The sequence below is a fragment of the Rikenella sp. genome, from assembly GCF_056799795.1.
The window spans coordinates 1-25,355 of the sequence record NZ_JBQIQO010000017.1; the positions used below are offsets into that span (position 1 = coordinate 1).

The window sequence follows — 25,355 nt, forward strand, 5'->3', positions numbered from 1 at the left end:
CCGCCTCTACCTCCGTTCTTTGTCCGCGCGCCTTGGGAAATCTTGTCAAAACACGCAAGCGAGTTTTGACGATTTCCCTCTTCAGGCGGCGGCGCGCGATTAGTTTGAGGGTACTGTTCTCTTTGTGAACAACCGACGCTGCCAGCGAATCCAGAGGCCGTTTACGGACTATGGTAAGCGGCAAGGAGGAAAACAAGCGCAGCGCAGTTAGCGAGAACAAAAAAACTTTAGAGTGCATCCCTCCGGGATACTTTGGCCGAGTCTACCCGCATGCACAAAACCGCGGCCTTGTTCTTTGTTCCGCGCGCTGGCGGAAGTCTTATTCAAACGCGAACTACGCGTTTGAATGATTTCCTACTTCAGCGGTCGCGCGCGGTTGAGCTTTGTCCCGCCTGAAACTGCCCTAAGCGGGCGGCGTCCGGGTGACCCCGGCGGGACGGAGCGATACTATGTATCGCTTAATCTGCTCAGCCCGATTCTCTGTCCGCACGCCCCCGCCTTAGGAGGGAAATGCTGTGCATTTCCACTGGCAGCCTCTACCCCGTCCTCTGTTCCGCGCGAGATAGCTATACAAATAACAAAAGCATCCTGCCCCTCCCCCGTAACCCTAAAAAAAGAGTAGCCTGCCGTAAAAACAGCAGGCTACTCGTATAGTCAATATGTGCTAATATCCGTCCTATTTCGAAGTCCCGGCTTTCCGGGTCGAAGCGCCGTCGTCGTTCCGATCCCGTTTCGAAGACTTCACGACGGTCAGGTTTTCGAAAGCCCGGATTGCGTCTTCCCGAGATGCGTAGTTGCACGGAACAACCGTCCGACCCTGGATATCCACGATCCCGAATCGCCCGTTGCTTTCCACGACTGCCAACCCGTTCGAAAATGCGGTCGCGCTGTCATAAATAGTGGTGATGAACTCCTGCCCTAAGGTATTCACAAAGCCGTACCGACCGTTCTTCGATACCCGTGCCACCCCGTCGATGAAGTTCGAAATTTCGTCGTATTGCACCGGAATAATCTCATCCCCCATATAAGAGAGGTAGCCGTATTTCCCATCTCGCGAGGCAAAGGCCAAACCGTTTTCATCGAACGGTGCGATTTCCTTATAAATCGGCTGGGCGATCTGGTTCCCGGCGTTGTCGATCATCCCGAAACGTCCGTCTTTGTAAACCAGGGCGATTTTGTTCACGAATTCGTCGATGGCGTTGTACACGCACGGGGCCAGTTCATAGCCCGACATACTGATCAGTCCGCAACGTCCGCGTTTCCACATCTTGGCCACCCCGTCTTCGAAGTCGGTAATGGCGTCGTAGCTCACACTGGCGACTTCACGTCCCGCGCGATTGATCAAGCCGTAGTATCCGTTTTTCTTGACTTTGGCCACCCCGCTCTGGAACGGAGAGATCGAGTCGTAAACCGGGGCCACCACTTCGAGCCCCAAGGTATTCACGAAACCGTACCGGCCGTCGCGTTTCACTTTCGCGAGACCGTCTTCGAACGGCGCGATACTTTCGTAAATCACCGGAGTGAAGACCCGTTTGGTCACATCCATCAGCCCGTATTTCCCGTTCTGTTTGGTTACGGTAATCCCGTCCTGATAAACGCCCGGCTGCATCAAATCGCCTCCCTGACCATAGGCTGCCACCGCCCCGAAAAGCATGGCCAATGAGAGTAATAGATGTTTCATATTAAAAAACTGTATCTGTTTAGTACTGAATCGGAAACGGGGGTCGAAGATGGTCGTTCGACCGCGCATTCCGAGGGCAAAACACAAGAGGTGGGTTCTCCTCTTTCCCGACAAAAGTAGAAAGGATTTTCCAATAAATCAATATCTGCCAAAAATTTTTGTCGGTCTTTGCATCGTGGGTTCTACTGCGGGGGGAGGATCAGTGGGTGATGTTGGGTTGTTGCAGGCCGTAGCTTTTGCGGCGGTCTTCGCTCTTCAGGAGAAGGCCGAAGAGGACGGCGAGGATGCCTAAACACAAGAAGATCAGCATCGGAAAGGTGTAGTCGTACCGGGCGATCTCTTTGCCGTCCACAAGGACCGGAGGGAGTTTGCCCCACCGGTCGAGCACCCAGCCGATCAGGAGGGGGATGCCGGCGAGGCCCCAGTTCTGCATCCAAAAAATCAGGGCGTAGGCGGTTCCGAGTTTGCTTTCGGGGATGATCTTGGCCACGGAGGGCCACATGGCGGAGGGCACCAGGGAGAAGGCGATGCCCAGCAGAATGACGAGGCCGACGGCGAAGCTCCAGTGGTCGAGCCACGGCAGCGAGAAGCCGAAGTAGACGCCGACGAGCATCAGGGCGCCCCAGATCATCATGGAGGCGCCTTTGCCGCGCCGGTCGTAGATGTTCCCGAAGAGGGGGGTCAGGATCAGGGTGCCGACGGGCAGCAACGAAGGAATCAGGCCGGAGTATTCGCCGGCGACGTGGAATTTCTGGACGACGAGGTCGACGGCGAATTTCACGAAGGGGTGCACGGCGGCATAGAACAAGAGGCACAGGAGGGCGATGTACCAGAAAGCGCGGATCCGGAAGATGGAGAAGATGTCGCGGAAACGGAAGCGTTCGTCGTCGCCCAAGGTCTCTTGTGCGCATTCGCGGTCGAGGCGGCGATCCATGCCGATATAGATCAGAAAGGTCAGGAAGCCGAGCAAAAGCAGCACCATTCCGAAGAGGATCGGGGTGCTGACGGAGTTACCGAAGGCGCGGGCGATGGGCAGCGGCAGGGCCAGGGCGAGGAAGGTTCCCATCCGGGCAAAGGCGAGGTTCATGCCGAGGGCGAAGGCGAGTTCTTTCCCTTTGAACCACCGCACGACGATTTTATTGGCGGTGATCCCGATGGTTTCGTAGCCGACGGCGAAGAGGGCGTAGCCGAGCGAAGCCGTGAGCACTTGGAGTTTCATGGTCTTCGGGCCGAAGAACCAGAGGTCGACCAGGCGGGCGGGATCGATAAATCCGATGGCGTAATATTTGACGGCGATGCCGGCGAGCATCACGCCGACGGAGAGGACGCCGGTGAATCGGGCGCCCATTTTGTCGAGCACCATCCCGCCGAAGATCAGCATGAGGAGGAAGATGTTGAACCAGCCGTAGCCGCTGTTGAAGAGGCCGAAGTCGGTGCTGTCCCACTGGAAGAGCTCTTCGAGCAGCCCTTTCAAGGGGGCGAGCACGTCGGCGAGAAAGTAGCCGCAGAACATGGTCAGGGAGACCATGAGCAGGACGGTCCAGCGGGCACGCTTGGATTCGGAGATGTTTTGTCGTAAGGTGTCTACCATCTTTCGTGTTCTATATTATTGTAGGTTCCGTTTCGTTCGGGCCGCTAACCGGCGTCGGACTCTGGTTTCTGCGGGTATTTTGTGGCGAGGCGGGGTGTTGTCGGCCTCGGCTACTCTGGCCCCGGGCTACCGCTATCATACCTCGGGCGAGTTGGTGAGTGGCGGCCGCAGCGGGTACAGTTGGTCGTCTGCTGCCAGCGGGTCTAATGGCATGGATCTCGATTTCGGTGCGGCGTGGCTCAATCCTCATGGCGCACCGTATCGTACCTACGGTTTTCAGTTGCGTTGCCTCTCGGAATAAACAGGCACCCACAGGGTGTTTTATTGGCCGCCTCTACCCTAAGCAACTGGCGCCCTACTCTACTTTTGTTTGACGTTGGCGGGTCGGACGCCCGGGAGGGACGGCAACTCTCGACGCGGAGCGGCGTGTTGCCTTCGGCTTCCTCGTGCTGCCTCGGCAATTCGCAAACTGCGTTTGCATTGCACTCGCTGGCAGCGTCGGTTGTGAACAAAAGGAACCGAAAAAACTTTAGACGGATGCTGACGCCTCCTCAAGCTACCGACGGTACTAATCTCTGTCCGCGCCTCAACGCCCGGTCTTGATGCAGTAGCGTTTCAACACGTCATAGGCTTCCACCAAGCCCAATTCGCCGGCTTTGCTCAAATCCAAACAGCCTTTCTGGGTGTCCTGCATGAATATCTGAACCAAACCGCGGTTATAATAGGCTTCGGCCAGGTACGGAAACCGCTCGATGGCACGCGTATACTGTTCGAATGCCCCCGGAAGATCGCCGCTCTGGCACAACAGATTCCCTAAATTATAGTATATGTGCGGAAGCTCCGGCATCAGCTCCGCCGCCCGACGCAGGTCGACGATCGCTTCGCTGTAGTCGTAGATGCGGCGGGACGAGGTCTGTAGCAGCTGCGCGGCCGGATCCTCGGAACGCACGGCCACCTGCTGCATCACCCGATTCCCCTCCAGCGAGGCGACGAATTCGATCATCTCGGCCTGGGCTGCACCCCGGTTCAGGTAGATCAACGGATTGTCGACGGCCATCCGCTCGGCGCGGCGATAATAGCTCAACCCGGAAGCGTACTGTCGCAGGGCGGTCTGGGTCAAACCGCGCAGGAAGTTGTCTTCCCACTCGACCGGGGTGTCGTTCCGTGCGTCCCACACAGCCAGACTGTCCTCGGGCAAAGCCGCCTCCGCGGCCGAAGCGGTCGTCATCCCGAACCGCCAGCCGGCGGCCACGGCGGCCCGACCGGAACGGCTCCGGGCCAAGGCGGAGGTGTAGCCCTCCAACCGGGCGTTCCGATAATCCCGCGGATTATAAACCCGTGTCGCAGAGTCTTCGGGCAAGACCCAGCCGATCCGGAAGTTGGGTAGCAGGCGCGCCTCTTTCTGCACGTCGCCCCGCATGGAGCGCAGTTCGTTGTTGCCGAAATCGGCGTCGAAGGAGAGCAGTTTGTCGAACTGACGGCTGGTGTCGGCAAAGGAGGCGAAGGTGCTGTCGCTCAATTTCCGCCGGTAGGTTTCGATCTTCTCTTCGGCAATGCGCCGGTCGCGTTCGGCGCCGCGGAAGTCGCGGAGGAGACTTTTCAGCTGAGATCGGGACAAGTAGGCGTTGGCGAAGTCGGGATAGAGTTCGATGGCGCGGGTGTAGTCGTCGATGGCGCCGCGATAGTCGCCGATCCGAATCTTCACGGAGGCGCGGTTATAAAAGACGAGCACGTTGCCGGGGTTATAGCGTGCCACGCGGTCGTAGTCGTCGATGGCGCGGTTGTAGTCGCCGATCTGGCTCCGCAGGATGGCGCGGTTGAAGTAGGTGACGGAGTTGGTGGAGTCGTAGGCGACGGCGCGGTCGAAGTCGGCCAGCGCGCGAATGGGCTGGGACTGGTTGACGTAGGCGTAGGCGCGATAGAAGTAGGCGATGGACAAGGTGCTGTCGATCCGCAAGGCTTCGGTGAGGTCGCGGATCCCTTCGTCGTTCCGCTGTTGGGCCACTTCGAGCAGACCGCGACGCACGAAGCCGTCGGCTTCGTTGGGGTTGATCTCGATGGCGCGGTTGAAGTCGGCGTATGCGCGGGAGGTGTCTTTCAGGTAGAGGTAGCAGGTGCCGCGATTGGTGAGGGCGTTGACGTCGGCGGGCTTCGAGCGCAGGTAGCGCGAGAAGTCGTCCACGGCGTCGCCGAACTGTTGGCTCAGAAAGTAGGTGACGCCGCGGCTGTAATAGGTGGCGGGCATGTTGGGCCGCAACTCGGCGGCGGTGCGGTAGTCCTGCAAGGCGTCGTTGTAGTTCCCCATCCGAGACCGGGTGATGGCGCGGTACTGGTAGGCCATGGTGTAGACGGGGTTGACGGCGAGGGCTTGGGTAAAGTCGGCTTCGGCGCCGATCAGGTCGTCGAGGTTGTATTTGGCGACGCCGCGCAGAAAGTAGCCTTCGTGCTCTTTGGTCTCGGTGCGGAGCAGGAGGTTGAGCATCTCGATGGCGCCGCGGTAGTCGCCGTCGAGAATCAATTCGCGTCCTTTATAGAAAAAGTAGGGCTTGTTGAGCTGTGCGAAGGACTCGCCGAGGCCGAAACTCAGAATGAAAAACCAGAAAACAACGACGGCGAGATTTCTTTTCATACTGCAAAGATAGGCTTTTCGATTCATCTTTTTCCGCACGCTTTTCACGATTTGCCCGGGAGGGTACTGTTCTCTGTGCCGGATGGAACTGCCGCTTTTTGAAAAAAGCGGCACCAAAAACTTTTATGCTAGCTACGCTACTCCTTAGGCTCCGCAGTCCTCATTCTTCGTGATTCTTTTTGGGTCGGGGTTGTAGCGCGCCTAAGGTTTTGCTCGCATTAGCGCGCTACAACTCCCGGCCCAAAGAAAAGGCCGAGAACTGGGCCGCCGGCAGTTTTAGGATGCGTTAGCATCCGTCGAAAGTCTTTTTGGTTCTTTTTCTGAAGAAAAAGAACAATTCGAGGCGGGGCAATGAACAAGGCTACCGGAAAAGGCGGCCCTGCCAGGTGGAACGCTCTTCGAGCCGGGCTTCGAGCAGCTGCAACAAACGCTCGTTCCGCACAGAACCCCACGGAGAAGGCAGAAAATGGTAACGCGGCGGAGCCTCGCCCGCAAAACGCTCGATCACCAGCTCCGGCCGGAGCCGTTCCAACAGGTCGATAAAAAGATCGATATACTCGGGCAGCGTCCGGAACCGATACTGCTCCGGATGTTCGGCATAGTCTCGGGCCATGGCGGTGTCGCGGAAGAGCTGGAGCTGGTGGAATTTGACGGTGTCGAGCGGCAGAGCGTTGATGACCGCGGCCTGAGCGACGAGCATCTCGTCGCTCTCGCCCGGCAGCCCCAAGATGAAATGGGCGCCGCTGTGGATGCCTCGGGCGGCGGTCTGCTCGATGGCCCGAGCGGCGGCGGCGAAGTCGTGCCCGCGGTTCACGCGCCGCAGGGTCTCGTCATAAACCGATTCGACGCCGTATTCCAGAATCACATAATGCCCCGCCGCGGCGAGTTCGGCGAAATAGTCGAGCTTCTCCGCGTCGACGCAGTCGGGACGGGTGCCGACCACGATCCCCGCGATGGCGGGATGGCGCAAGGCTTCGTCGTAAATCGACCGCAGCTCGGCCAGCGGCTTATAGGTATTGGAGTAGCTCTGGAAATAGGCCAGGTAGCGCTGTGCCCGGGGATAGCGGTTGCGGTGGAAGAGGATGCCTTCGTCGATCTGACGCGAGACGGAGTAGCCGCGGTGGCTGTACGAGGGGCTGAAGGCGTCGTTGTTGCAAAAGGCGCAGCCGCCGGTCGAGAGGGTCCCGTCGCGGTTGGGGCAGGTGAAGCCGGCGTCGATGACGACTTTCTGCATCCGGCCGCCGAACAGACGCCGAAAGTAGGCGGAGTAGCTGTGGAACCGGCGGGTGTCGCCCCATGGAAATGTTTCGGACATACCTATTATTATATACTACGGCAGATATTCGATTTGCCAGCGCACTTCGTCGGCGACGCCGGCCGGAAGACGCTCCAGCACGCCGATCACGGCCGGGCGCAGGGCGGGACGGCGACGCCAGGTCTCGCGCAAGGCATAAACGGCGGAGCGTTCGTCGGTATGCGTGCCGAAAGCGGTCGGGTCGGCGAGCAGGGCAGCGAAATTGGCGTCGGTCGCGGCGCCGGCGGTGGCATCGGCCAGACGACCGACCATAAAGAAGGCGGCCAGACGCCTCAACGGGTCGGACTCGTCTCCTGTGGCTGTCGCCCACCGCACGGCGACTGTCCACGCCGCGGGAGACTGCCAAAATAGCTGCATGGCGCTCTGTTCGGCCAGCTCTGTGGAACCGCGCCAGGCGTCGGCCCACTGCTCCATCCGGTCGGCGTCCAGGGTCTGCGGGTCGTCGATGAAGAGGGCGGCGAGTTTCAGCTCCCGCACGTCCTGACGCCACAACAGGGCGGCGAGCTCGGAATCGGATGCATAGGCCGCGGCGGCGTCCCGGATGGTGGGCAGCGAGACGCCGTAGTTCAGTCCGTAGCCGCTCGGCTGGCCGCCATAAGCGCGCATGGCGTCGGTGACGGCGCCGTTCATCTCGATCCGCAGCCGCCGCAGCAGGGCGACCATCTTGTCATTCGTGGTAGGCATCTCGGGCGGGGAGGGTCAGTCTTCGGGGTGGGTTTCGGCCATGGCTTGCTCGAACCGGGCGACGGCTTCGCTCATCGGGCCGTAATAACGCCCGCCGGCTGCATTCCGGTGGCCGCCGCCGTCGAAATAACGACGGGCGAATTGGTCGACGTCGAAGGTTCCTTTGGAACGGAAGGAGAGTTTGATGCAGTCGAGGGTCTCGATGAACATGGCGGAAAACGAGACGATGTCGATCGAGAGGGGCATGTTGACGATCCCTTCGGTGTCGCCGATCTGGTGGTCGAAGCGGGTCTTCTCGGCGCGGGTGAGGGTGATGTAGGCGGTGTGGATGGGGGCGTGGACGCGCATCTTCTCGGAGAGGAGGTAGCCGACCATCCGGAGCCGGTTCTCGCTCTGGGTGTTGAAGACGGCCTGCGACACTTCGATGGGCCGCACGCCGCGTTCGACGAGCACGGCGACGGCGCGGTAGAGTTCCGGGGTGAGGTTCCCGTAGCTGAAGTTCCCGGTGTCGGTGGTCATCCCGACGTAGAGCGGGAGGGCGATCTCGGGGATAATGGCCTCGACGCCGGCCCAAGCGAGGATCAGTTCGTAGACGAGTTGGGCGGTCGACGAGCTGTCGGTGTCGGAAAAGGCGAGCTCGAATTCGGCGGGGTTGAGGTGGTGGTCGATCAGCACGCGGGGGGCGACGATGTTCTCTTCGACGGCGGTGCTCAGTTTGTCGAGCCGCTCGATGCGGTTGAAGTCGGCGCAGATGATCAGGTCGGCGGAGGAGATGTAGGCCCGGACGGCGTCGCAGGCTTCGTTATAGACTTCCACTCGCTCGGATCCGGGGATGAAGTCCAGAAATTTCGGAAAGCGGTTGGGTACAAAAAAACGGACGTCATGGCCGAGGTTCTGCAAAAAACCGCTCAGGGCGAGGCCGGAGCCGATGGCGTCGCCGTCGGGGTTGGTGTGCGACACGACGGCGATGGTGCGGGCGGCGGCACAAAGTCGCTGAAACTGTATTATTTTTGTGCTGTCAAAGGTATTTTTCATATCTTGCTGATGTTTAAACTTTCGTTTATTTGCATCTTACCGGGGGGGTACTGTTCTCTTTGTTCACAAAGAGAACAGTTTTAGGCGGGTCAAAGCTCGACCCGCGCGCGATCGCTGCAGTAGGAAATCATTCAAAGCGTCTTGCGCTTTGAATAAGATTTCCGCCAGCGCGCGGCCAAAGAACGGGGGTAGAGGCTGCCAGTGGAAATGCGTAAGCATTTCCCGTCCACGGGACGTGGGGCCCGCGCGGCCTGAGCGCAGTACCCTCAAACTAAATCGCGCGCCACGCCTTAGGAGGAAAATCGTCAAAATGCGCTTGCGTGTTTTGACAAGATTTCCCCAAGGCGCGCGAACAAAAACAGGGTCGAGACCCTGCGGTTCGAAGAACCGCGCGGGCCGAAGCCTCCCCCCGTGGAGGCCCGCAACTGACGTTGCTGTTGGGCCCCGCTGGCTTCGACCCACTCCTGCTCCGCTACTTTTTCCCACGCGCCCGCGATGGGCAATTGGGGTAGAGGCTGCCAATAAAGGGTGTGTTCGCGCTCCGGGGGAAATTCTGTTCAAAGCGCGAAACGCTTTGAACGATTTCCCTTTTAAGGCGGCGGCGCGCGTTTGGTTTGAGGGTACTGCGCTCAGGCCGCGCGGGCCCCACTTAGTAAGGCAGAGAAAACCCTAACAAAACACCCAACGGGTGCGGGGACGGGCGAAACTACGTTTCGCTGCGGCAGCCTCGGCCCCCTGTCGAACGCGAAACAACAAATATAAGGCAAAAATGACTTGGTTGCGAAAAATAGCGGAGTTCTACTACGACGGATTCCGTGCCATGACGGTCGGGAAGACGCTCTGGGCGGTGATCATCGTCAAACTGGTCATTCTGTTCTTAGTCCTCAAGCTGTTCTTCTTCCCGGACGCGCTCAGCGGGATGGACGACGGACAAAAGGCCGATTTCGTCAGCCGCGAACTGATCGAAAGATAATCCCTATATTCATACCCGAAAACTAAAAATTCAACATATGACACTACTCGACACGGATCTCGGAGCGGTGGTCGACTGGTCGCGGGCCCAGTTCGCGCTGACGGCTATCTACCACTGGTTTTTCGTCCCGCTGACGCTCGGGCTGAGCTTCCTGATCGCTCTCATGGAGACGGTCTACGTCAGGACGGGGGACGAGTTCTGGAAACGGACGACGCGTTTCTGGATGCGGCTTTTCGGTATCAATTTCGCCATCGGGGTGGCCACGGGGCTCATTCTCGAATTCGAGTTCGGAACCAACTGGAGCAACTACTCCTACTTCGTGGGCGATATCTTCGGCGCGCCGCTCGCGATCGAGGGTATCATGGCGTTCTTCCTGGAGTCTACGTTCATCGCGGTGATGTTCTTCGGGTGGAACAAGGTCTCGAGGGGGTTCCACCTGACGGCGACGTGGCTCACGGCGGTCGGGGCGAACCTATCGGCGCTGTGGATTCTGGTGGCGAACGCCTGGATGCAGTATCCGGCGGGGATGAGGTTCAACCCACAGACGGCGCGAAACGAAATGGTGAATTTCTGGGAGGTGCTCTTCTCGCCGGTGGCGATGAACAAGTTCTTCCACACGGTGACGTCGGCGTTCGTGCTGGCGGCGATCTTCGTTATCGGCGTGAGCGCGTGGTATCTGCTCCGCGGGAGGGAGGAGAAAATGGCTCGGAAGAGTATTCGGATGGCGGCGGTCTTCGGGCTGTTCGGGGCGCTCTTCATGCTCTGGACGGGAGACGGATCGGCGATCCAGGTGGCGCGTTACCAGCCGATGAAGCTGGCGGCGATGGAAAACCTCAGGGAGGGACAGGAGCGGGCGCCGCTCACGATCGTGCCGGGGATCGAGGTGCCGGGGATGCTCTCGGTGCTGGCGCACCACTCGGCGGGGGCGTATGTGATCGGCATCGACGACCTGACGGAGGGGAATCCGGAGCGGGGGCTGCCGTCGGGTGAGGAGATGATCGAGCGGGGACGGCGGGCGATCGAGACGTTCGCGGCGTTCAAGGCGGCTCAAAAGGCGGGGGACACGGCGGCGGAGGACTCCATCGCGCGGCTGTTCGACCCGCAGACGGAGGAGGGAAAGGCGTTCGGTGAGGAGTATTTCCGCTATTTCGGCTACGGGTACCTGACGTCGCCGGAGGAGACGGTGCCGAATGTGCCGCTGGTATTCTGGTCGTTCCGCGTGATGGTGGGGCTGGGTATCTGGTTCGTGGTGCTGTTCGCGGGGATGCTGATCCTCGACCGAAAGGGGGCGCTGGCACGCTATCGATGGCCGCTCAGGCTGGCGCTGTGGTCGATTCCGGCGGCGTATGTGGCGTCGCAGGCGGGATGGGTCGTGGCGGAGGTGGGACGCCAGCCGTGGACGATTCAAAACTTGCTGCCGACGGGGGCGGCGGTCTCCAGAATCGAACCGGGGGCGGTGCAAACGACGTTCTGGATATTCGCGGTGCTCTTCACGATCTTGCTCGTCGCGGAAATCGGGATCATGATCAAACAAATCAAACGGGGACCGGCGGATAACTAATATTCATCGGTTATTTTACCGTGTCTACCCGCATGGAACTGTCGCTTTCTTGAAAGAAAGCGACGCAAAGAACTTTTACAGAGGTCGTCCCGGTGGGCCGACCACGGGTTCTCTCCGCCTTGTTTCGTTGGGCTGAGATTTTCAGGCGCGGCGCGCTTAAAGGTAGTTCGCCACATAATAGCGCGCCCGCCGAAAATCCAGCCCAACCAATCGGGCAGACACGGCCAGAGCATCCCGCAGGGATGCGCTTTGAAGTCTTTTTGGTTCTTTTTGCCCGAAGGCTTCCTCGCGCTAACTCGGCATAGCCCGCAAGCGGTCTCTGCTCAAGTAACGCCGCTCGGCTCTTCAGAAAAAGAACAGTACCCTCCCGATAATAGAAAACCGGATAAAGAAAGCATAAGATATGGATACATTTGAACTGTTGCAACACTATTGGTGGTTTCTCGTTTCGCTGTTAGGAGCCCTGCTCGTCTTTCTGCTCTTCGTGCAAGGCGGGCAAAGCCTGCTCTATCGGTTCGGCCGGACGGCGGAAGAAAAAGAGCGGATCGTCGGGTCGCTCGGGAGGAAATGGGAGCTGACCTTCACCACGCTGGTGACCTTCGGAGGGGCCTTTTTCGCCTCGTTCCCGCTCTTCTACTCCACCAGCTTCGGAGGGGCGTTCTACGTCTGGATGGCCATTCTGCTGGTCTTCGTCGTTCAGGCCGTCTCGTACGAATACCGCGCCAAGGCCGGCAACTTCCTCGGGATGAAGACCTACGACGCATTCCTCTTCATCAACGGATGCTGCGGGCCGCTGCTGATCGGGGTGGCCGTCGGGACGTTCTTCACGGGGGCCAACTTCGCGGTCGATACGGCCAACATCGGAAACACGCAGGCCGCGGCGGCGACGGTGTCGCACTGGACGACGCCGTGGAGGGGGCTGGAGGCGGTGCTCGACTACCGGAACCTGGCGCTCGGGATCGCAGTGCTGCTGCTGGCGAGGGCGCTCGGGATGCTCTACCTGATCAACGACCTCGACGACGAGACGATCCGCCGAAGGGCGCGCAGGGAGCTCAGGATCGAGGGGCCGGCGTTCGTGCTCTTCTTCCTGATTTTCCTCGTCAGCATCCTCTGCTCGGCGGGATGGGCGGCCGAGGCGGGCACCGGGGTGATCTCCATAGAGCCGTACAAATACCTCCGCAACCTGCTGGAGATGCCGGCGGTGCTGATCCTTCTGCTGGCGGGGGTGGCGGCGGTACTGACGGGCCTGATCAAGGGGATATTCACGGACAGCCGCAAGGGAATCTGGTTCGCGGGGGCGGGAACGGTGGCGACGGTGCTGGCGCTGCTGCTGACGGCGGGATGGAACGGGACGGCGTACTACCCGTCGCTGGCGGACATGCAGAGCTCGCTGACGATCCGCAACAGCAGCTCGTCGCTCTTCACGTTGCAGGTGATGAGCTGGGTGTCGCTGCTGATTCCGTTCGTGGTGGCTTACATCTGGTATGCGTGGCGGTCGCTGGCGCGGAAGGAGCCGGCGGAGGGAGCGGCGGTCGAAAAGGAGGGGTATTGAGGATGGAACTTGCCGAAATGGCCGAGGCGTTCGACCGTGAGATCGAACGGACGATCCGGGAAAACGGTCTGGATTTCGAGGTGTTCGAGGGAGCGGAACGGCAGGGACTGATCGAACGGCTCTACGCTACGTTTATATCGAATGCCGGACAACAGGCGCGGCCGGGATTCGTGTGGTGTTATCTGAAATACCGGCCCGACGCGATCGACTGTGGCGGAAAAGACCCGTACTGGTCTTTTCCGGAGGTGTTCGGCGGGGAGCGGGTCATGTATCTCTTCATGCCCGACTTCTGGGACAACGATTTTTATGTCTTCAGGGGCAGGATGGAGGATATCCGCACGTTCGTGGGCGACTGCGGGGAGTTGGACGGAGATTACTGCCTGATGTCGGACGACGGAACGGAGCTTTATTGCATAACGCATCACGACCAACTGTTCCACGTCGATGCCCGGAGGTCGCCGCGCAACGAGGAGGGACGAAGGCGGTGGGAAAAACGGGCGGAGGAGCGCAGGCGAAAAATCGAAGAGGCGCGGGAAATCTTAGCGAGATTCGAAAAATCGCAGGACTCGGGAAACTCGGCCTAATTTTTGTACGATTTCTTGTATCGCCGACTCCGGCATGGAAGAGAAGATAAAAAATATAGTATCTTTGTACTAAGCGGGGAGGAGAAAAGCGGGGATGGGGGCGGGATTACGAAATTAACACACTGAAAATTAGGAAGGAAGTCATTATGTCTGGCACGGAAAAAACTCGCTATTCGGACGCCGAACTGGCCGAATTCAAGCAGATCATACTCGAAAAACTCGAAAAGGCGAAGGCGGATTACGACCTGTTGCGGGCGACGATCACGCACACGTCGAGCAACGGAACGGACGATACGTCGCCGACGTTCAAGATTCTGGAAGAGGGGGCGGCGACGCTCTCCAAGGAGGAGTCGGGACGGCTGGCGGCCAGGCAGTACAAGTTTATCCAAAACCTGGAGGCGGCGCTCGTGAGGATCGAAAACAAAACCTATGGGATTTGTCGCGAAACGGGCAAACTGATCCCGAAGGAGCGGCTGCGGGTGGTGCCGCACGCTACGCTGAGTATCGAGGCCAAGGAGAGCGGGGTCAAATAGGGTGCTGAAGAAAATTTGTTGTCTATCCTAACACGGACGGCCATGAAAACCAAACATCAGATCATCATTGCGATCGGGGCGGCGATTCTCGTCCTGCTGCTGGTCTTCTGGAGTGTGATGGCGGAATTGTAACAAAGGCGATCCGCTCGGACTGAAGGCGGAGATTATTCGAAAGATGAAAAACAAAATTCGGGGTATTGCGGCGGCGATGTGGCTCTCGGTGGGCTGCGTCGCCGCCGCTTCGGTTAAAACGGGGATCGAGATACTGAGGGAACGGGGGTTCGATGTGCTGCGGGGGAAGCGGGTCGGGCTGGTGACCAATCCGACGGGGGTGGACGGAAGGCTGGTCTCGACGATCGACATTTTGGACAGTGCGGCACGGAGGGGAACGTTCGAACTGGTGGCGCTATACGGGCCGGAGCATGGGGTGCGGGGGGATGCGGAGGCGGGGCAGGCGGTGGCGTCGGGGGTGGACAAGCGGACGGGGGTGAGGGTGTTCAGCCTGTACGGGCGAACGACGAGGCCGACGAGGGAGATGCTGGAGGGGGTGGAGGTGCTGGTGTTCGACATTCAGGACATCGGGACGCGGAGCTACACGTACATCTCGACGATGGGACGGGTGATGGAGGGGGCGGCGGAGGCGGGGGTGACGGTGGTGGTGCTCGACAGGCCGAATCCGCTGGGAGGATGCCGGGTCGAGGGGCGGGAGGAGATCGAGGCGGGATACGCGTCGTTCGTGAGTGCGTATCCGATACCGTACATTCACGGGATGACGGTGGGCGAGCTGGCGAGGATGCTCGACGGGGAGGGGATGTTGCGGGGAGGGGCGCGGTGCGGGCTGACGGTGATTCCGATGGAGGGGTGGCGACGGGAGATGGGATGGGAGGAGTGCGGGCTGCCGTGGGTGGCGACGTCGCCGCACGTTCCGACGGCGGAGGGGGCGCTCTACTATCCGGCGACGGGGACGATCGGGGAGCTGGGAACGCTCCATATCGGGGTGGGATACACGTTGCCGTTCCGGACGGTGGCGGCGGGGTGGATCGGGGATGCGGAGGGGTTGGCGCGGAGGCTCAACGGGTTGCCGGAGCTGGCGGGATGTCGCTTCCGGCCGATTCACTACCGGCCGTTCTACGGGGCGGACAAGGGGAGGATGATGCACGGGGTGGAGATTTTCCTGCCGAGGGAGGCGGGGGAGGCTGATTCTCTTCTCTTTACGCTGGTTCCTTTCTACATCCTACAGGAGCTGGCGGCGATGGCGCCGGAGCACAAGCCGTTGGAAGAGGCGGCGGAGGGCCGGTTGGCGATGTTCGATAAGGTGCTGGGAACGCGGCTGTTAAGGCGGTTGTTTCTGGAGGCGGGGTGTCGGGTGACGCCGCAGATCAGGGGGTTCTGGAGGCCGTCGAGGGGGTTTCTCGAAAAACGGGAGAAGTATCTGATATACTGACCTTTATTATTATCCTGAATCTGGCCGCCCCGGGCTTCCGCGAGAGAGCCGATGGCGGGCTGAGCTACGTCGGCAGTCACGGGTTCAGCTATTCGTCGTTTGTGAACGGAAGCAATGGGGTGTACTTGGATTTCTACGTGACGTACCTCAATCCCAGCTACGCGAGCAGCCGCGCTTACGGTCTTCAGTTGCGGTGCCTCCCGGACGCACAGGGGGGTGATGACCGGGCCTACCTTTTTCTTTGGTCTGACTTTACGCGGGACGCCACCACGCCGTTGAATGGGACTTTCCCCTATTACTCGGATGGGGTTGTCGGAGAGACCTATGGATCAGGCCATTACAAGGCTACTAACGGTCGTCTCTACAAGGTAAGCACCTCGGGTGCGGGAACCCCGCTCGCCTGGTACCCCGCACCGGGCTACCGCGGTCACGGCGAGGGAGCTCCAAACGGGATGGGCAGTGGGGGTTACAGCTGGTCGTCCGCTGTCAGCGACCTTAACGCCACGTACTTGAATTTCCATGCGACAGGGTTCTATCCCAGCTACGTCAACCACCGTGCCATCGGTTTTCAGTTGCGGTGCCTCTCGGAATAAACGGGACGCGTGCCCGTGGTGGACAAGGGGCTGGAGTTACCCCTATTTGCGTTTTGAGTTGAAACCTGCGGCTCGCAGAGCCGCGCGGGCCGGAGCCACCCCAGGCGTAGGGCCGCAACGTCGCGATGCTCGTTGGGCCCACGCTGGCTCCGACCCGAATCAATGCCAGACTAATGCCTCCCCAACTTCTGTCGGGTTCGTCCTCGCCCTGTTTGCAGCAGTTCGCCGCCCCGTGTCAGCCTCACTGCGACTCCGCTTTCGCTCCGCCGGTGCCGCTTGGCACCCGAAAGATGGCCGGGTCTACTCCTAAACGTCGCCCGCGGCAATTCTTGCCGGATTGGCTCACCGCCAACCAGCAGAATATGCCCTATTAAGCGGGCGGGCGACGGTTTTTTCGTGCAAGGTCGAGTTTTTTCGCGCGCCGTTTGTTCGCGCGCCGGGGGAAATCTTGTCAAAACGTGCCAACACATTTTGACGATTTCCCTTTTTAGGCGTGGCGCGCGGCTGTCCTACAGGAGGGTACTGCCCTTACGCCGGGCGGGCGCACCCTTCGGGTGATTTAATGGCAGCCTCTACCCCCATTCTTTGTCCGCGCGCTGGCGGAAATCTTATTCAAACGCATCACACGCGTTTGAATGATTTCCTACTTCAGCGATCGCGCGCGGATGAGTTTTGTCCCGCCTGAAACTGCCCTGCGCGGGCGGCGGACGGCTAATAAGGCAAAGACAACCCTAACAAAACGCCCGATGGGCGCACCGGCGGGACGGAGCGATACTACGTATCGCTTAATCTGTTCTGCCCAGTTCTTCGATGCGCGCCGGGGAAATCTTGTCAAAACGTGCAAGCAAGTTTTGACGATTTCCCTTTTAAGGCGTGGCGCGCGTTTGGTTTGAGGGGACTGTTCTCTTTGTGAACAAAGAGAACCAGAAAAACTTTAGACGGATGCTTGCGCATCCTCGAACTGCCGACGACCATAATCTCGGTGCGCGCCTGCGCGATTCATCTATATTCGGCTACCGCCGAAATAGTTGAATCGCTTCTTTTGGCGGCGGCGCGCGGTCTAAGCACGGCCCCGGCTGGAACTGTTCTCTTTGTGAACAAAGAGAACCAGAAAAACTTTAGACGGATGCTCACGCATCCTAAAATTGCCGGCGGCGCAAATCTTTGTGAGGCGGTGACAAAGAACTCGGTTCTGACGCGAATAGCCAAACGAAAATCGATGGTTTTACACTCGTCCTATTGCAGGGTCACGGCGACTTCCAACGGGGGAAGGCTGTCGCGACGAGGCGGACGAGGATGAGGAGGACGAAGTACCGGCAAGGACTGACGGTCGGGTTCGTACTTCGGACGCATGGTCGAACGAATGTTCTCGTCGGTAAAACCGGCCCACGCGGGGGTCTGGTTCCGATAACGACGCTCGGCTTCGGAGCGGGTCATCCCGTAACGCGGCTGTTCGCTCACGGCTTTGCCGTCGCGAATGGCTTGCTGTTGCTCGGAAATGGATTGCCGGGTATTGGCGTCGACGGACTCTTGGTGGAAACCCATCGAGGGAATGTCGGTAGAGGTGCCGGGACGGCCGAAGGAGAAAACGACGGTGCGTTTCTTGGCCGATTTCGAGGCGCGGATCCGACTCATATCGAAAGCGGGGATGCGACGCATCCCTTCTAAAACGGCGTCGCGAAGCCACATCTCGGTGCGGCTTTTCCCTTCAAAAAAACCGGTCCAGCCGTCGGTCTCGTTCTCGATCTCCAGCTGGCGAAGGGCGCCGTCGGGGGCGATCACGAAGGTGCAACGAACGGCGGCGTCGATGTCGCCGACGGTGCGGCCGTCGGGGATGGTCAGAACGAAGTACTGGGCCACGTGCAGCAGGATGGCGTTGTACTCTTTGTCGCCTTTGAGCACGGGACGGGCGCGGATCTGCTGGAGGGCCGAAACGGGCTGGGACAGCTGCTGTAACCCGATGAGGATCAGAAGGATCAAATAACGGCGTTTCATCTTGCTCGGGGCTTTCATGGTAAAACGTGGCGCGGGGGGCGTTTAGTATCTCGCGGTGGGGGTTTTTAGGGGTTGGAAATCAAAATTTTAGGGGGCCGAAAAAAGGCCGGGAAAAAAGCGGAGGGAGGGTTCTCGGGCTCTGCCGGTCGCGGGGGAGGAGGGAGGGCTTCGGATGCCGGGAAAATCGGCAATCTATTACTCTATCTATCAGTCCGTTACACAAGTCGGAACGAAATGGGTCGGGGCGATTCCGTTGCTGCATTATGTTGCATTTTTACAACACAATATTTAAAAGTTACTACATTATATTTAAATTCGATTGAAACTCAAAAAGTGAAATCGCCTCTAAAAGTATCTGCAAGAGGGTTTCGATTTAAAAAGTTACAATAAAATGTATAAAAACCGGTTGAAACACACAGGGGGTGTTCCGAACAAAAAAGGGTCACTCGACGTAGAGGACGAGGCCTTTCAGGTATTCGCCTTCGGGGTGGTAGATGTTGACGGGGTGGTCGGCGGGCTGGGTCAGCTGGTGGAGGATGCGGACGCGGCGGCGGGCTTGGGCGGCGGCGCTGAAGACGGCTAAACGAAACTGTTCGCGCGAGACGGCTTGGGAGCAGCTGAAGGTGAAGAGGAGGCTGCCGGTGGGCATCTTCTCTAGGGCGGCGGCGTTGAGCCGTTTGTAGCCCTGGAGGGCGTTGGGGAGGGCTTTTTGGTGTTTGGCGAAGGCGGGAGGGTCGAGGATCACGAGGTCGTAGGCGTCGGGGGGCATCTGGCGGACGTAGGCGAGGGCGTCGGCGACGAGTTCGCGGTGGGGAACGGTGGGGGTGCTCAGGGCGATGTTCTCGGTGCAGAGGCGGATGGCTTTCTCGGAGCTGTCGACGGAGTCGACGGAGAGGGCGCCGCCGCGAAGGGCGTAGACGGAGAAGCCGCCGGTGTAGCAGAAGGTGTTCAGGACGCGGCGGCCGCGGGCGTAGTGGCCGACGAGGGCGCGGTTGTCGCGCTGGTCGAGGAAGAAGCCGGTCTTCTGGCCGCCTTCCCAGTCGGCGCGGAAGGGGTGGCTGTTCTCGAGCACGAGGCGGGGGTCGAGGGGATGAGGGGTGGGGTCGTCGGTGCGCCAGAGGTAGCTGTCGACGGGGTCGAGGCCGCTCTTGGGGGGTAGGGTGCCGGAGCTTTTGTCGTAGACGGCGTGCAGCCGCTCGGGGCCGTAAACGGCGCGGAGGGCGTGGGCGAGCTGGTGGCGGACGAGGTACATGCCGACGGAGTGGGCCTGGATGACGGCGGTGGTGCCGTAGATGTCGATGACGAGGCCGGGAAGGTTGTCGCCTTCGCCGTGGACGAGGCGGTAGCAGGTGGTGGCGGGGGTGTCGGTCAGGCGGAGGGTCTGGCGCAGGCGGTAGGCGGCCTGGAGCCGGCGGTGCCAGAAGTCGGGGCCGATGGATTCGGCGGGGTCGAAGGTGAGGATGCGGACGGCGATGGAGCCGATGCCGCAGTGGCCGCGGGCGATGAAGTCGCCGGTGGAGGTGTAGAGGTCGACGAGGTCGCCCTCCTGGGGCTGGCGGTCGGCGCGGGAGATGGCGCCGGAGAAGACCCAGGGGTGGCGTCGCTGGAGGGATTGTTCTTTACCGGGTCGAAGGGTCAGACGGGGAAGGGGGTGTGTCATGGTTGTTGTCGGATGTGTTGTGGGTGGAGTGGGAACGGGGGCGGCGGCGGGGGCGGCGGGCGGGTTTACGCCCTACGGCTGCGGCGGCGGAGGCGGCGGGCGGGTTTACGCCCTACGGCTGCGGCGGCGGAGGGTTCGGGACAGATGGGCTGCTGACGGAGGTGCTGTTCCTGAAGGCGTTCCATCAGGCGGGGGTCGTCGGAGCGCAGGCGGAGGTAGATTTCGCGGCAGACCCAGGCGTCGAGGGCGGCGTAGTCTTGCTGGGCGGGGGTGAGGGGGTCGGCGTCCCAGTTGGTGAGGCGTTGGGCTTTGGAGATTTTGCGGCCCAGGACGATGGCGGCCATCTTCTTGACGCTGAGTTCCTGGATGCCCCAGTGGGGGACGAGGGTCTGGAGGTCGAGAAAGCCGGCGGGGAGGAGGTCGGCGACGCGGCGCATGCTGCGGAGGTCGTCGCGGAGGGCGGCGCCGATTTTCAGGACGTCGGGGGAGGAGAGGAGACGGCAGAGGGGGTCGGAGAGGGGCTGGAGACGGACGCGGAACAGGAGGGCGGTGTCGGCGGTGGCGATCTGGATGAGGGAGAGGGGGTGGCGGATGCCTTTCTCAAAGGAGGGGCGGGTCTCGGTGTCGTAGCCGAGGAGGGTGGCGCCGGAGAGTATCCGTTCGGCTTCGAGGAGGGTCTCGGGGCTGTCTACGACGAGGATCCGGCCGGAAAAGTGGCAGAGGGGGCAGGTGTCGAGTTGGTCGGTGCTTATGGTGGGCTGGTACATCGGTACAAAGGTACGCTTATTTTTCGGGATGAGGTGCGGGGGCGGGTTTTCGCGGAAAGTTACGGGGGGTGGGGGCGATTTCTTTCGCGATATGTGATTTATCGTTACTTTTGCGGCACTGAAAACTTATGTTGTAAATCTCTGAGATCATGACGATGGAGCCGATTATCGCCCCTGTGGCGCGGGAGTTGCTGGAGGCGGAGCTGACGCCGGAAAGGGTATGGAGAAAAACGAACAAGGGGGGGAATGTACTCTACACGCTGAGGGCGGAGGAGTGTCCGAATGTGATGAGGGAGATCGGGCGGTTGCGGGAGTTGTCGTTCCGAGAGGGGGGCGGGGGAACGGGAAGGGGGCTGGATATCGATGAGTTGGATACGGTGCAGGGGGGGTATACGCAGTTGATTGCGTGGGACCCGGCGGCGAGGGAGATTATGGGGGGATATCGGTATATCATTCCGAGGTCGAGGTATCCGAAGTTTCTGTCGACGGAGCACTATTTCGAGTTCAGCGAGAGGTTCAGGGAGAAGTATCTGCCGTATACGCTGGAGTTGGGGAGGTCGTTCGTGCAGCCGGCGTATCAGTCGAGGAACAATCCGAAGAGTCTCTTTGCGCTGGACAATCTGTGGGATGGGTTGGGGGCGATTGTGGTGAGGAATCCGGATGTGAAGTATTGTTTCGGGAAGGTGACGATGTATGGGGATTACAACAGGGAGGCGAGGAATATGTTGCTGTTTTTCCTCAAAAAGTATTTCCCGGATCGGGAAAATCTGATCCGGTCGAGGTTCCCGGTGGAGTTGGATATGGATCCGGAGAAGATGGAGGGGGTGTTCGCGGGGGGGGGGTATGCGGAGGATTACAAGATTCTGTCGAGGAAGATCAGGGAGGTCAATGAGACGATTCCGCCGCTGATCAATGCGTACATGAGTCTATCGCCGACGATGAAGGTGTTCGACACGGCGCTCAATCCGGATTTCGGGAATGTGGAGGAGACGGGGATTCTCATCACGCTGAGCGAGTTGTATGTCCAAAAGGTGGAACGACATCTGGCGAATATCGAGTAGAGGGGGCCGGGGCGCCGCCCCGGGCTTCCGCGGCCATATCTATGGGGTGCTGTACAATGTCTGTCTGAGCGGGGGTGGCTGGTCGTCTTCCACAAACGGCATTTACGGCTTGTTCTTGTACTTCCACACGCAAATCCTCAATCCGGGCAACTCGGATGGTCGCGCCTACGGTTTTCCGTTGCGGTGCCTCTCGGAATAAACGGGGGAGTGCTGCATTTTAATTATTTTGGAAATGGCTCCTGCGGCTCGCAGAGCCGCCCGGGCCGGAGCCACCCCAGGCGTAGGCCTGCAACGTCGCGATGCTCGTTTTGCCCACGCTGGCTCCGACCCGCACCGTTTTCGCCCAAATCGTTGTTCCATTCTTTGTCCGCGCGCGGCCTCTACCCTATTCTCTGTTTCGCATTCTCTGTTCGCGCGCCGGGGGAAATCTTGTCAAAACGTGCCTGCACATTTTGAAGATTTCCCTCTTTAGGCGAAGCGCGTTGAGTAGTCTTGTTCGCGCGCCTACGCGATTCATCTATATTCGGCTACCGCCGAAATAGTTGAATCGCTCCTTTAGGCGTGGCGCGCGTCGAGCTCTGTGCTGGACAGAACTGTTCTCTTTGTGAACAAAGAGAACCAGAAAAACTTTAGAGCGCATCCCTACGGGATGCTATGGCCGGGTCGGCCCGATTGAGCTGGATTTTCAGCGGGCGCGCCGGGGGTGCGGCGACCGAAGGGCGGAAAATGGCCTAATACAAAGCTACGGCGACCTAAAAAGGTCGCCGTAGCTTGTTTGGCTGCGTAATACGCGCGGCTCTCTCTTCTCTCCCAAACCCTGGGATCAAGAGAGGGCGGATAATTGCGCTTCCAGGGTGCGGATCTTCGATTCGGCGTCGGACTGCTTGGCGCGCTCGTTGGCGATCACCGAGGCGGGGGCGTTCTGAACGAAACGTTCGTTCGACAACTTCTTCTCGACGCTGGACAAAAAACCGCGCGCATACTCCAACTCTTTCTCGATCCGAGCGCGCTCGGCGGTGGTGTCGACTTGTACCAAATCGCCTAAGGGCAAGAGGTATTCGGTGGTCTTCACGATAAAGGTCGAGGAGCCGGTCGGTTTCTCTGCGCCGGGGGCCAAAGCGTTGACGGAGGAAAGGTTGCCCATCTTCACAAGAATGGATTCGAATTCCGAGGGGTAGTTCTCGTCGGAAACATACAGCATCGACAACGGTTCCTTTTGGGCGATGTTCTTGCTCTTCCGCACGTTACGAATCCCGCCGACGATCTCTTTCACGAGTTCGAAGCGGTCGACGAGACGGGCGCCGGAGGGGGTAACAGACAACGGGGCGTAGCGGCTCACCATAATGGATCCCTGAGGCCCCCGTTCGGCGATGTAGTGCCAGATCTCTTCGGTAATGAACGGCATGTAGGGGTGGAGCTGCTGGAGGAGCTGCTCGAAGTAGCCGATGGTGGCGCGATAGGTGACGGCGTCCATCGGTGTCCCGTAGGCGGGTTTCACCATCTCGAGGTACCACCCGGAGAAGTCGTCCCAGAAGAGTCGATACAGGCTCATCAGGGCGTCCGAAATGCGGAACGCGGCAAAATGTTCGTCGATCTCGGCCACGGTGGCGGCGAGTTTCGCGCCGAACCATTCGACGGCGACGCGGGCGGATTCGGGCTGGGGCAAAGAGGCGCCCTCGGGGGTGTCCCACATCTTAATAAGACGGAAGGAGTTCCAGATTTTGTTCCCGAAGTTCCGGCCTTGTTCGATCAGGGATTCGTCCCAAATAATGTCGTTCCCGGCTGAGGAGCAGAGCATCATGGCCACGCGCACGCTGTCGGCGCCGTACTTGGCGATCAAATCCAGCGGGTCGGGCGAGTTGCCGAGCGATTTGCTCATCTTCCGACGCAGTTTGTCGCGCACGATGCCGGTCAGGTAGACGTTGCTGAAGGGGCGTTCGCCTTGATATTCGTAGCCGGCGATGATCATCCGGGCGACCCAGAAGAACAAGATTTCGGGCGCTGTAACCAGGTCGTTGGTCGGGTAGTAATAGCTGATCTCGGGGTTCCCGGGGTTCAAAATCCCGTCGAAGACCGATTGCGGCCACAGCCACGAGCTGAACCAGGTATCCAGCACGTCGGGATCGCGGGTCAGGTCGGCTTCGGTCAAGGTGTCGTTCCCGCTCTTGGCACGGGCCAAAGCCACCGCCTCTGCGGCGGTCTCGGCGACGACAAAGCCGCCGCCGAACTGTTGCGGAATATAATACGCAGGTATCTGCTGCCCCCACCACAACTGCCGGCTGACGCACCAGTCTTTGACGTTTTCCATCCAGTGGCGGTAGGTGTTCTTGAACTTCGCGGGAACGAGCCGGATGACGTCGTCCATCACGGCGCGCAGGGCGGGCTGGGCGAGTTGGTCCATCCGAAGGAACCACTGCATGGAGAGTTTCGGCTCGATGACGGCGCCGCTCCGCTCGGAGGTGCCGACTTTGTTGGTGTAGGCTTCGACTTTTTCGAGCAGACCGGCCTCTTGTAAATCGGTTTCGATCTGCTGACGCACGGCGAAGCGATCCATCCCGACATAAAGCCCGGCGGCTTCGCTGAGGGTGCCGTTGTCGTTGAAGATGTCGATGCTGGGCAGGCCGTGCTTTTCGCCGAGCATGTAGTCGTTCACGTCATGCGCGGGGGTCACTTTCAAGCACCCTGTCCCGAATTCGATGTCGACGTACTCGTCTTCGATCACGGGAATCGACCGCCCGACGAGGGGCACGATCACTCGCCGCCCCTTGAGCCAGGCGTTTTTCGGGTCGTTGGGGTTGATGCACATGGCGGTGTCGCCCATAATGGTCTCGGGACGCGTGGTGGCCACCACGGCGTATTTGGGCGCGGAGGGATCCGTGTCCGGATTTTCGACCATATAGCGCAGGTAGTATAATTTCCCGTGCTCTTCCTTATAGATGACTTCTTCGTCGGAGATGGCGGTCAGCGCCGCCGGGTCCCAGTTGACCATCCGGACGCCGCGGTAGATCTTCCCTTTATTATAGAGGTCGACGAAGACGTGGATGACGGCCTGCGACAAGCGCTCGTCCATGGTGAATTTGGTGCGGGCCCAGTCGCAGGAGGCGCCGAGTTTCTTGAGCTGTTCGAGGATGATGCCGCCGTGTTTCTCTTTCCATTCCCAGGCGTGGCGAAGGAACTCTTCGCGGGTGAGGTCGCTCTTCTTGATCCCTTCGTTGGCGAGTTTCTGGACGACTTTGGCTTCGGTGGCGATGGAGGCGTGGTCGGTGCCGGGAACCCAGCAGGCGTTGAAGCCCTGCATCCGGGCGCGGCGCACGAGGACGTCCTGGATGGTGTTGTTCAGCATGTGGCCCATGTGCAGCACGCCGGTCACGTTGGGCGGCGGGATCACGATGGTATAGGGCTGGCGGGCGTCGGGTTCGGAGTGGAAGAAGCCGTTCGCCATCCAGTAGGCGTACCATTTGTCTTCTTTCTGGGCGGGGTCGTATTTGGCAGGTATCTCTGTCATTTTGTCCGGTTTTTTAGGGTTCCCTTCGTTTTGCATGCTTTTTGCAAAGCACGCAGAGGGACAAAATTACAAAACTGTTTCCGATTAACCGAACGCTTCGGGGAGGGGGTGGCAAAAAATAAAGCGGAGGGGTTCGGCGTTTTTTTAATATTTTTGCAGAATGCCTCGCTGCGCGGCAGTGGGCCAAATAGT

Annotated in this window: 19 protein-coding genes; 8 read left to right on the forward strand and 11 right to left on the reverse strand. The window is 59.8% G+C overall.

Features of this window, described 5'->3' with window-relative positions; all coding sequences use genetic code 11:
• From ACTO3O_RS05540 to ACTO3O_RS05570, 7 genes are all read right to left on the reverse strand, one after another.
• On the reverse strand, positions 1–238 hold a 238-nt coding region (locus ACTO3O_RS05540), incomplete at its 3' end, for a hypothetical protein (protein WP_482596545.1).
• A gap of 438 nt (positions 239–676) precedes the next feature.
• Positions 677–1,681, reverse strand: coding sequence for a WG repeat-containing protein (locus ACTO3O_RS05545; protein ID WP_294594205.1), 1,005 nt, complete (start codon positions 1,679–1,681; stop codon positions 677–679).
• 199 nt (positions 1,682–1,880) lie between these two features.
• Positions 1,881–3,272 carry an MFS transporter gene (locus ACTO3O_RS05550; RefSeq protein ID WP_297831929.1) on the reverse strand — a complete coding sequence of 464 codons (1,392 nt, stop codon included), beginning with the start codon at positions 3,270–3,272 and terminating at the stop codon, positions 1,881–1,883.
• Positions 3,273–3,858: 586 nt separating this feature from the next.
• On the reverse strand, positions 3,859–5,901 hold the full coding sequence (locus ACTO3O_RS05555; protein WP_297831926.1) for a tetratricopeptide repeat protein: 2,043 nt from the start codon (positions 5,899–5,901) through the stop codon (positions 3,859–3,861).
• 361 nt (positions 5,902–6,262) lie between these two features.
• A complete protein-coding gene (gene mnmL / locus ACTO3O_RS05560; RefSeq protein WP_294593932.1) occupies positions 6,263–7,216 on the reverse strand; it encodes a tRNA modification radical SAM protein MnmL/YtqA in 954 nt (317 codons plus the stop codon).
• A 15-nt stretch (positions 7,217–7,231) separates the two neighbouring features.
• On the reverse strand, positions 7,232–7,900 hold the full coding sequence (locus ACTO3O_RS05565; protein WP_297831922.1) for a DNA alkylation repair protein: 669 nt from the start codon (positions 7,898–7,900) through the stop codon (positions 7,232–7,234).
• Between the two features lie 15 nt (positions 7,901–7,915).
• Complete coding sequence (locus tag ACTO3O_RS05570; protein WP_297831919.1) at positions 7,916–8,935, reverse strand: DHH family phosphoesterase; 1,020 nt, start codon at positions 8,933–8,935, stop codon at positions 7,916–7,918.
• Positions 8,936–9,704: 769 nt separating this feature from the next.
• Between ACTO3O_RS05570 and ACTO3O_RS05575 the strand changes: the two genes are divergently transcribed.
• The 7 genes from ACTO3O_RS05575 (at position 9,705) to ACTO3O_RS05605 (ending at position 16,175) form a co-directional block, all read left to right on the forward strand.
• Positions 9,705–9,908: a DUF4492 domain-containing protein gene (locus ACTO3O_RS05575; RefSeq protein ID WP_294593938.1), complete on the forward strand. Its 204-nt coding sequence runs from the start codon at positions 9,705–9,707 to the stop codon at positions 9,906–9,908.
• A 37-nt stretch (positions 9,909–9,945) separates the two neighbouring features.
• Complete coding sequence (locus ACTO3O_RS05580) at positions 9,946–11,469, forward strand: cytochrome ubiquinol oxidase subunit I (RefSeq protein ID WP_297832347.1); 1,524 nt, start codon at positions 9,946–9,948, stop codon at positions 11,467–11,469.
• Between the two features lie 403 nt (positions 11,470–11,872).
• Positions 11,873–13,021 carry a cytochrome d ubiquinol oxidase subunit II gene (locus ACTO3O_RS05585; protein WP_297832349.1) on the forward strand — a complete coding sequence of 383 codons (1,149 nt, stop codon included), beginning with the start codon at positions 11,873–11,875 and terminating at the stop codon, positions 13,019–13,021.
• Between the two features lie 2 nt (positions 13,022–13,023).
• Positions 13,024–13,605, forward strand: a complete 582-nt coding sequence (locus tag ACTO3O_RS05590; RefSeq protein ID WP_297832351.1) for a hypothetical protein — start codon at positions 13,024–13,026, stop codon at positions 13,603–13,605.
• A gap of 146 nt (positions 13,606–13,751) precedes the next feature.
• On the forward strand, positions 13,752–14,138 hold the full coding sequence (locus ACTO3O_RS05595) for a TraR/DksA family transcriptional regulator (RefSeq protein WP_294593946.1): 387 nt from the start codon (positions 13,752–13,754) through the stop codon (positions 14,136–14,138).
• Between the two features lie 175 nt (positions 14,139–14,313).
• Positions 14,314–15,582 carry an exo-beta-N-acetylmuramidase NamZ family protein gene (locus ACTO3O_RS05600; protein WP_297832354.1) on the forward strand — a complete coding sequence of 423 codons (1,269 nt, stop codon included), beginning with the start codon at positions 14,314–14,316 and terminating at the stop codon, positions 15,580–15,582.
• A gap of 119 nt (positions 15,583–15,701) precedes the next feature.
• Complete coding sequence (locus ACTO3O_RS05605) at positions 15,702–16,175, forward strand: hypothetical protein (protein WP_298081102.1); 474 nt, start codon at positions 15,702–15,704, stop codon at positions 16,173–16,175.
• A gap of 1,236 nt (positions 16,176–17,411) precedes the next feature.
• Here ACTO3O_RS05605 and ACTO3O_RS05610 read toward each other — a convergent pair.
• The 3 genes from ACTO3O_RS05610 to ACTO3O_RS05620 all read right to left on the reverse strand — a co-directional run bounded on the left by ACTO3O_RS05610 (position 17,412) and on the right by ACTO3O_RS05620 (position 20,597).
• Complete coding sequence (locus ACTO3O_RS05610) at positions 17,412–18,170, reverse strand: hypothetical protein (RefSeq protein WP_297831545.1); 759 nt, start codon at positions 18,168–18,170, stop codon at positions 17,412–17,414.
• 442 nt (positions 18,171–18,612) lie between these two features.
• Positions 18,613–19,830: a class I SAM-dependent rRNA methyltransferase gene (locus ACTO3O_RS05615; protein WP_297831542.1), complete on the reverse strand. Its 1,218-nt coding sequence runs from the start codon at positions 19,828–19,830 to the stop codon at positions 18,613–18,615.
• Positions 19,831–19,895: 65 nt separating this feature from the next.
• Positions 19,896–20,597: a 3'-5' exonuclease gene (locus tag ACTO3O_RS05620; RefSeq protein ID WP_297831539.1), complete on the reverse strand. Its 702-nt coding sequence runs from the start codon at positions 20,595–20,597 to the stop codon at positions 19,896–19,898.
• Positions 20,598–20,752: 155 nt separating this feature from the next.
• Here ACTO3O_RS05620 and glsB point away from each other — a divergent pair, with 155 nt between their 5' ends.
• A complete protein-coding gene (gene glsB / locus ACTO3O_RS05625) occupies positions 20,753–21,658 on the forward strand; it encodes a glycine N(alpha)-acyltransferase GlsB (RefSeq protein ID WP_297626362.1) in 906 nt (301 codons plus the stop codon).
• Between the two features lie 823 nt (positions 21,659–22,481).
• On the opposite strand, the gene ACTO3O_RS05630 is transcribed toward glsB, so the two are convergent.
• Entirely contained in the window at positions 22,482–25,163 is a 2,682-nt protein-coding gene (locus ACTO3O_RS05630) for a valine--tRNA ligase (protein ID WP_297831536.1), read from the reverse strand.
• Positions 25,164–25,355 lie beyond the last annotated feature (192 nt).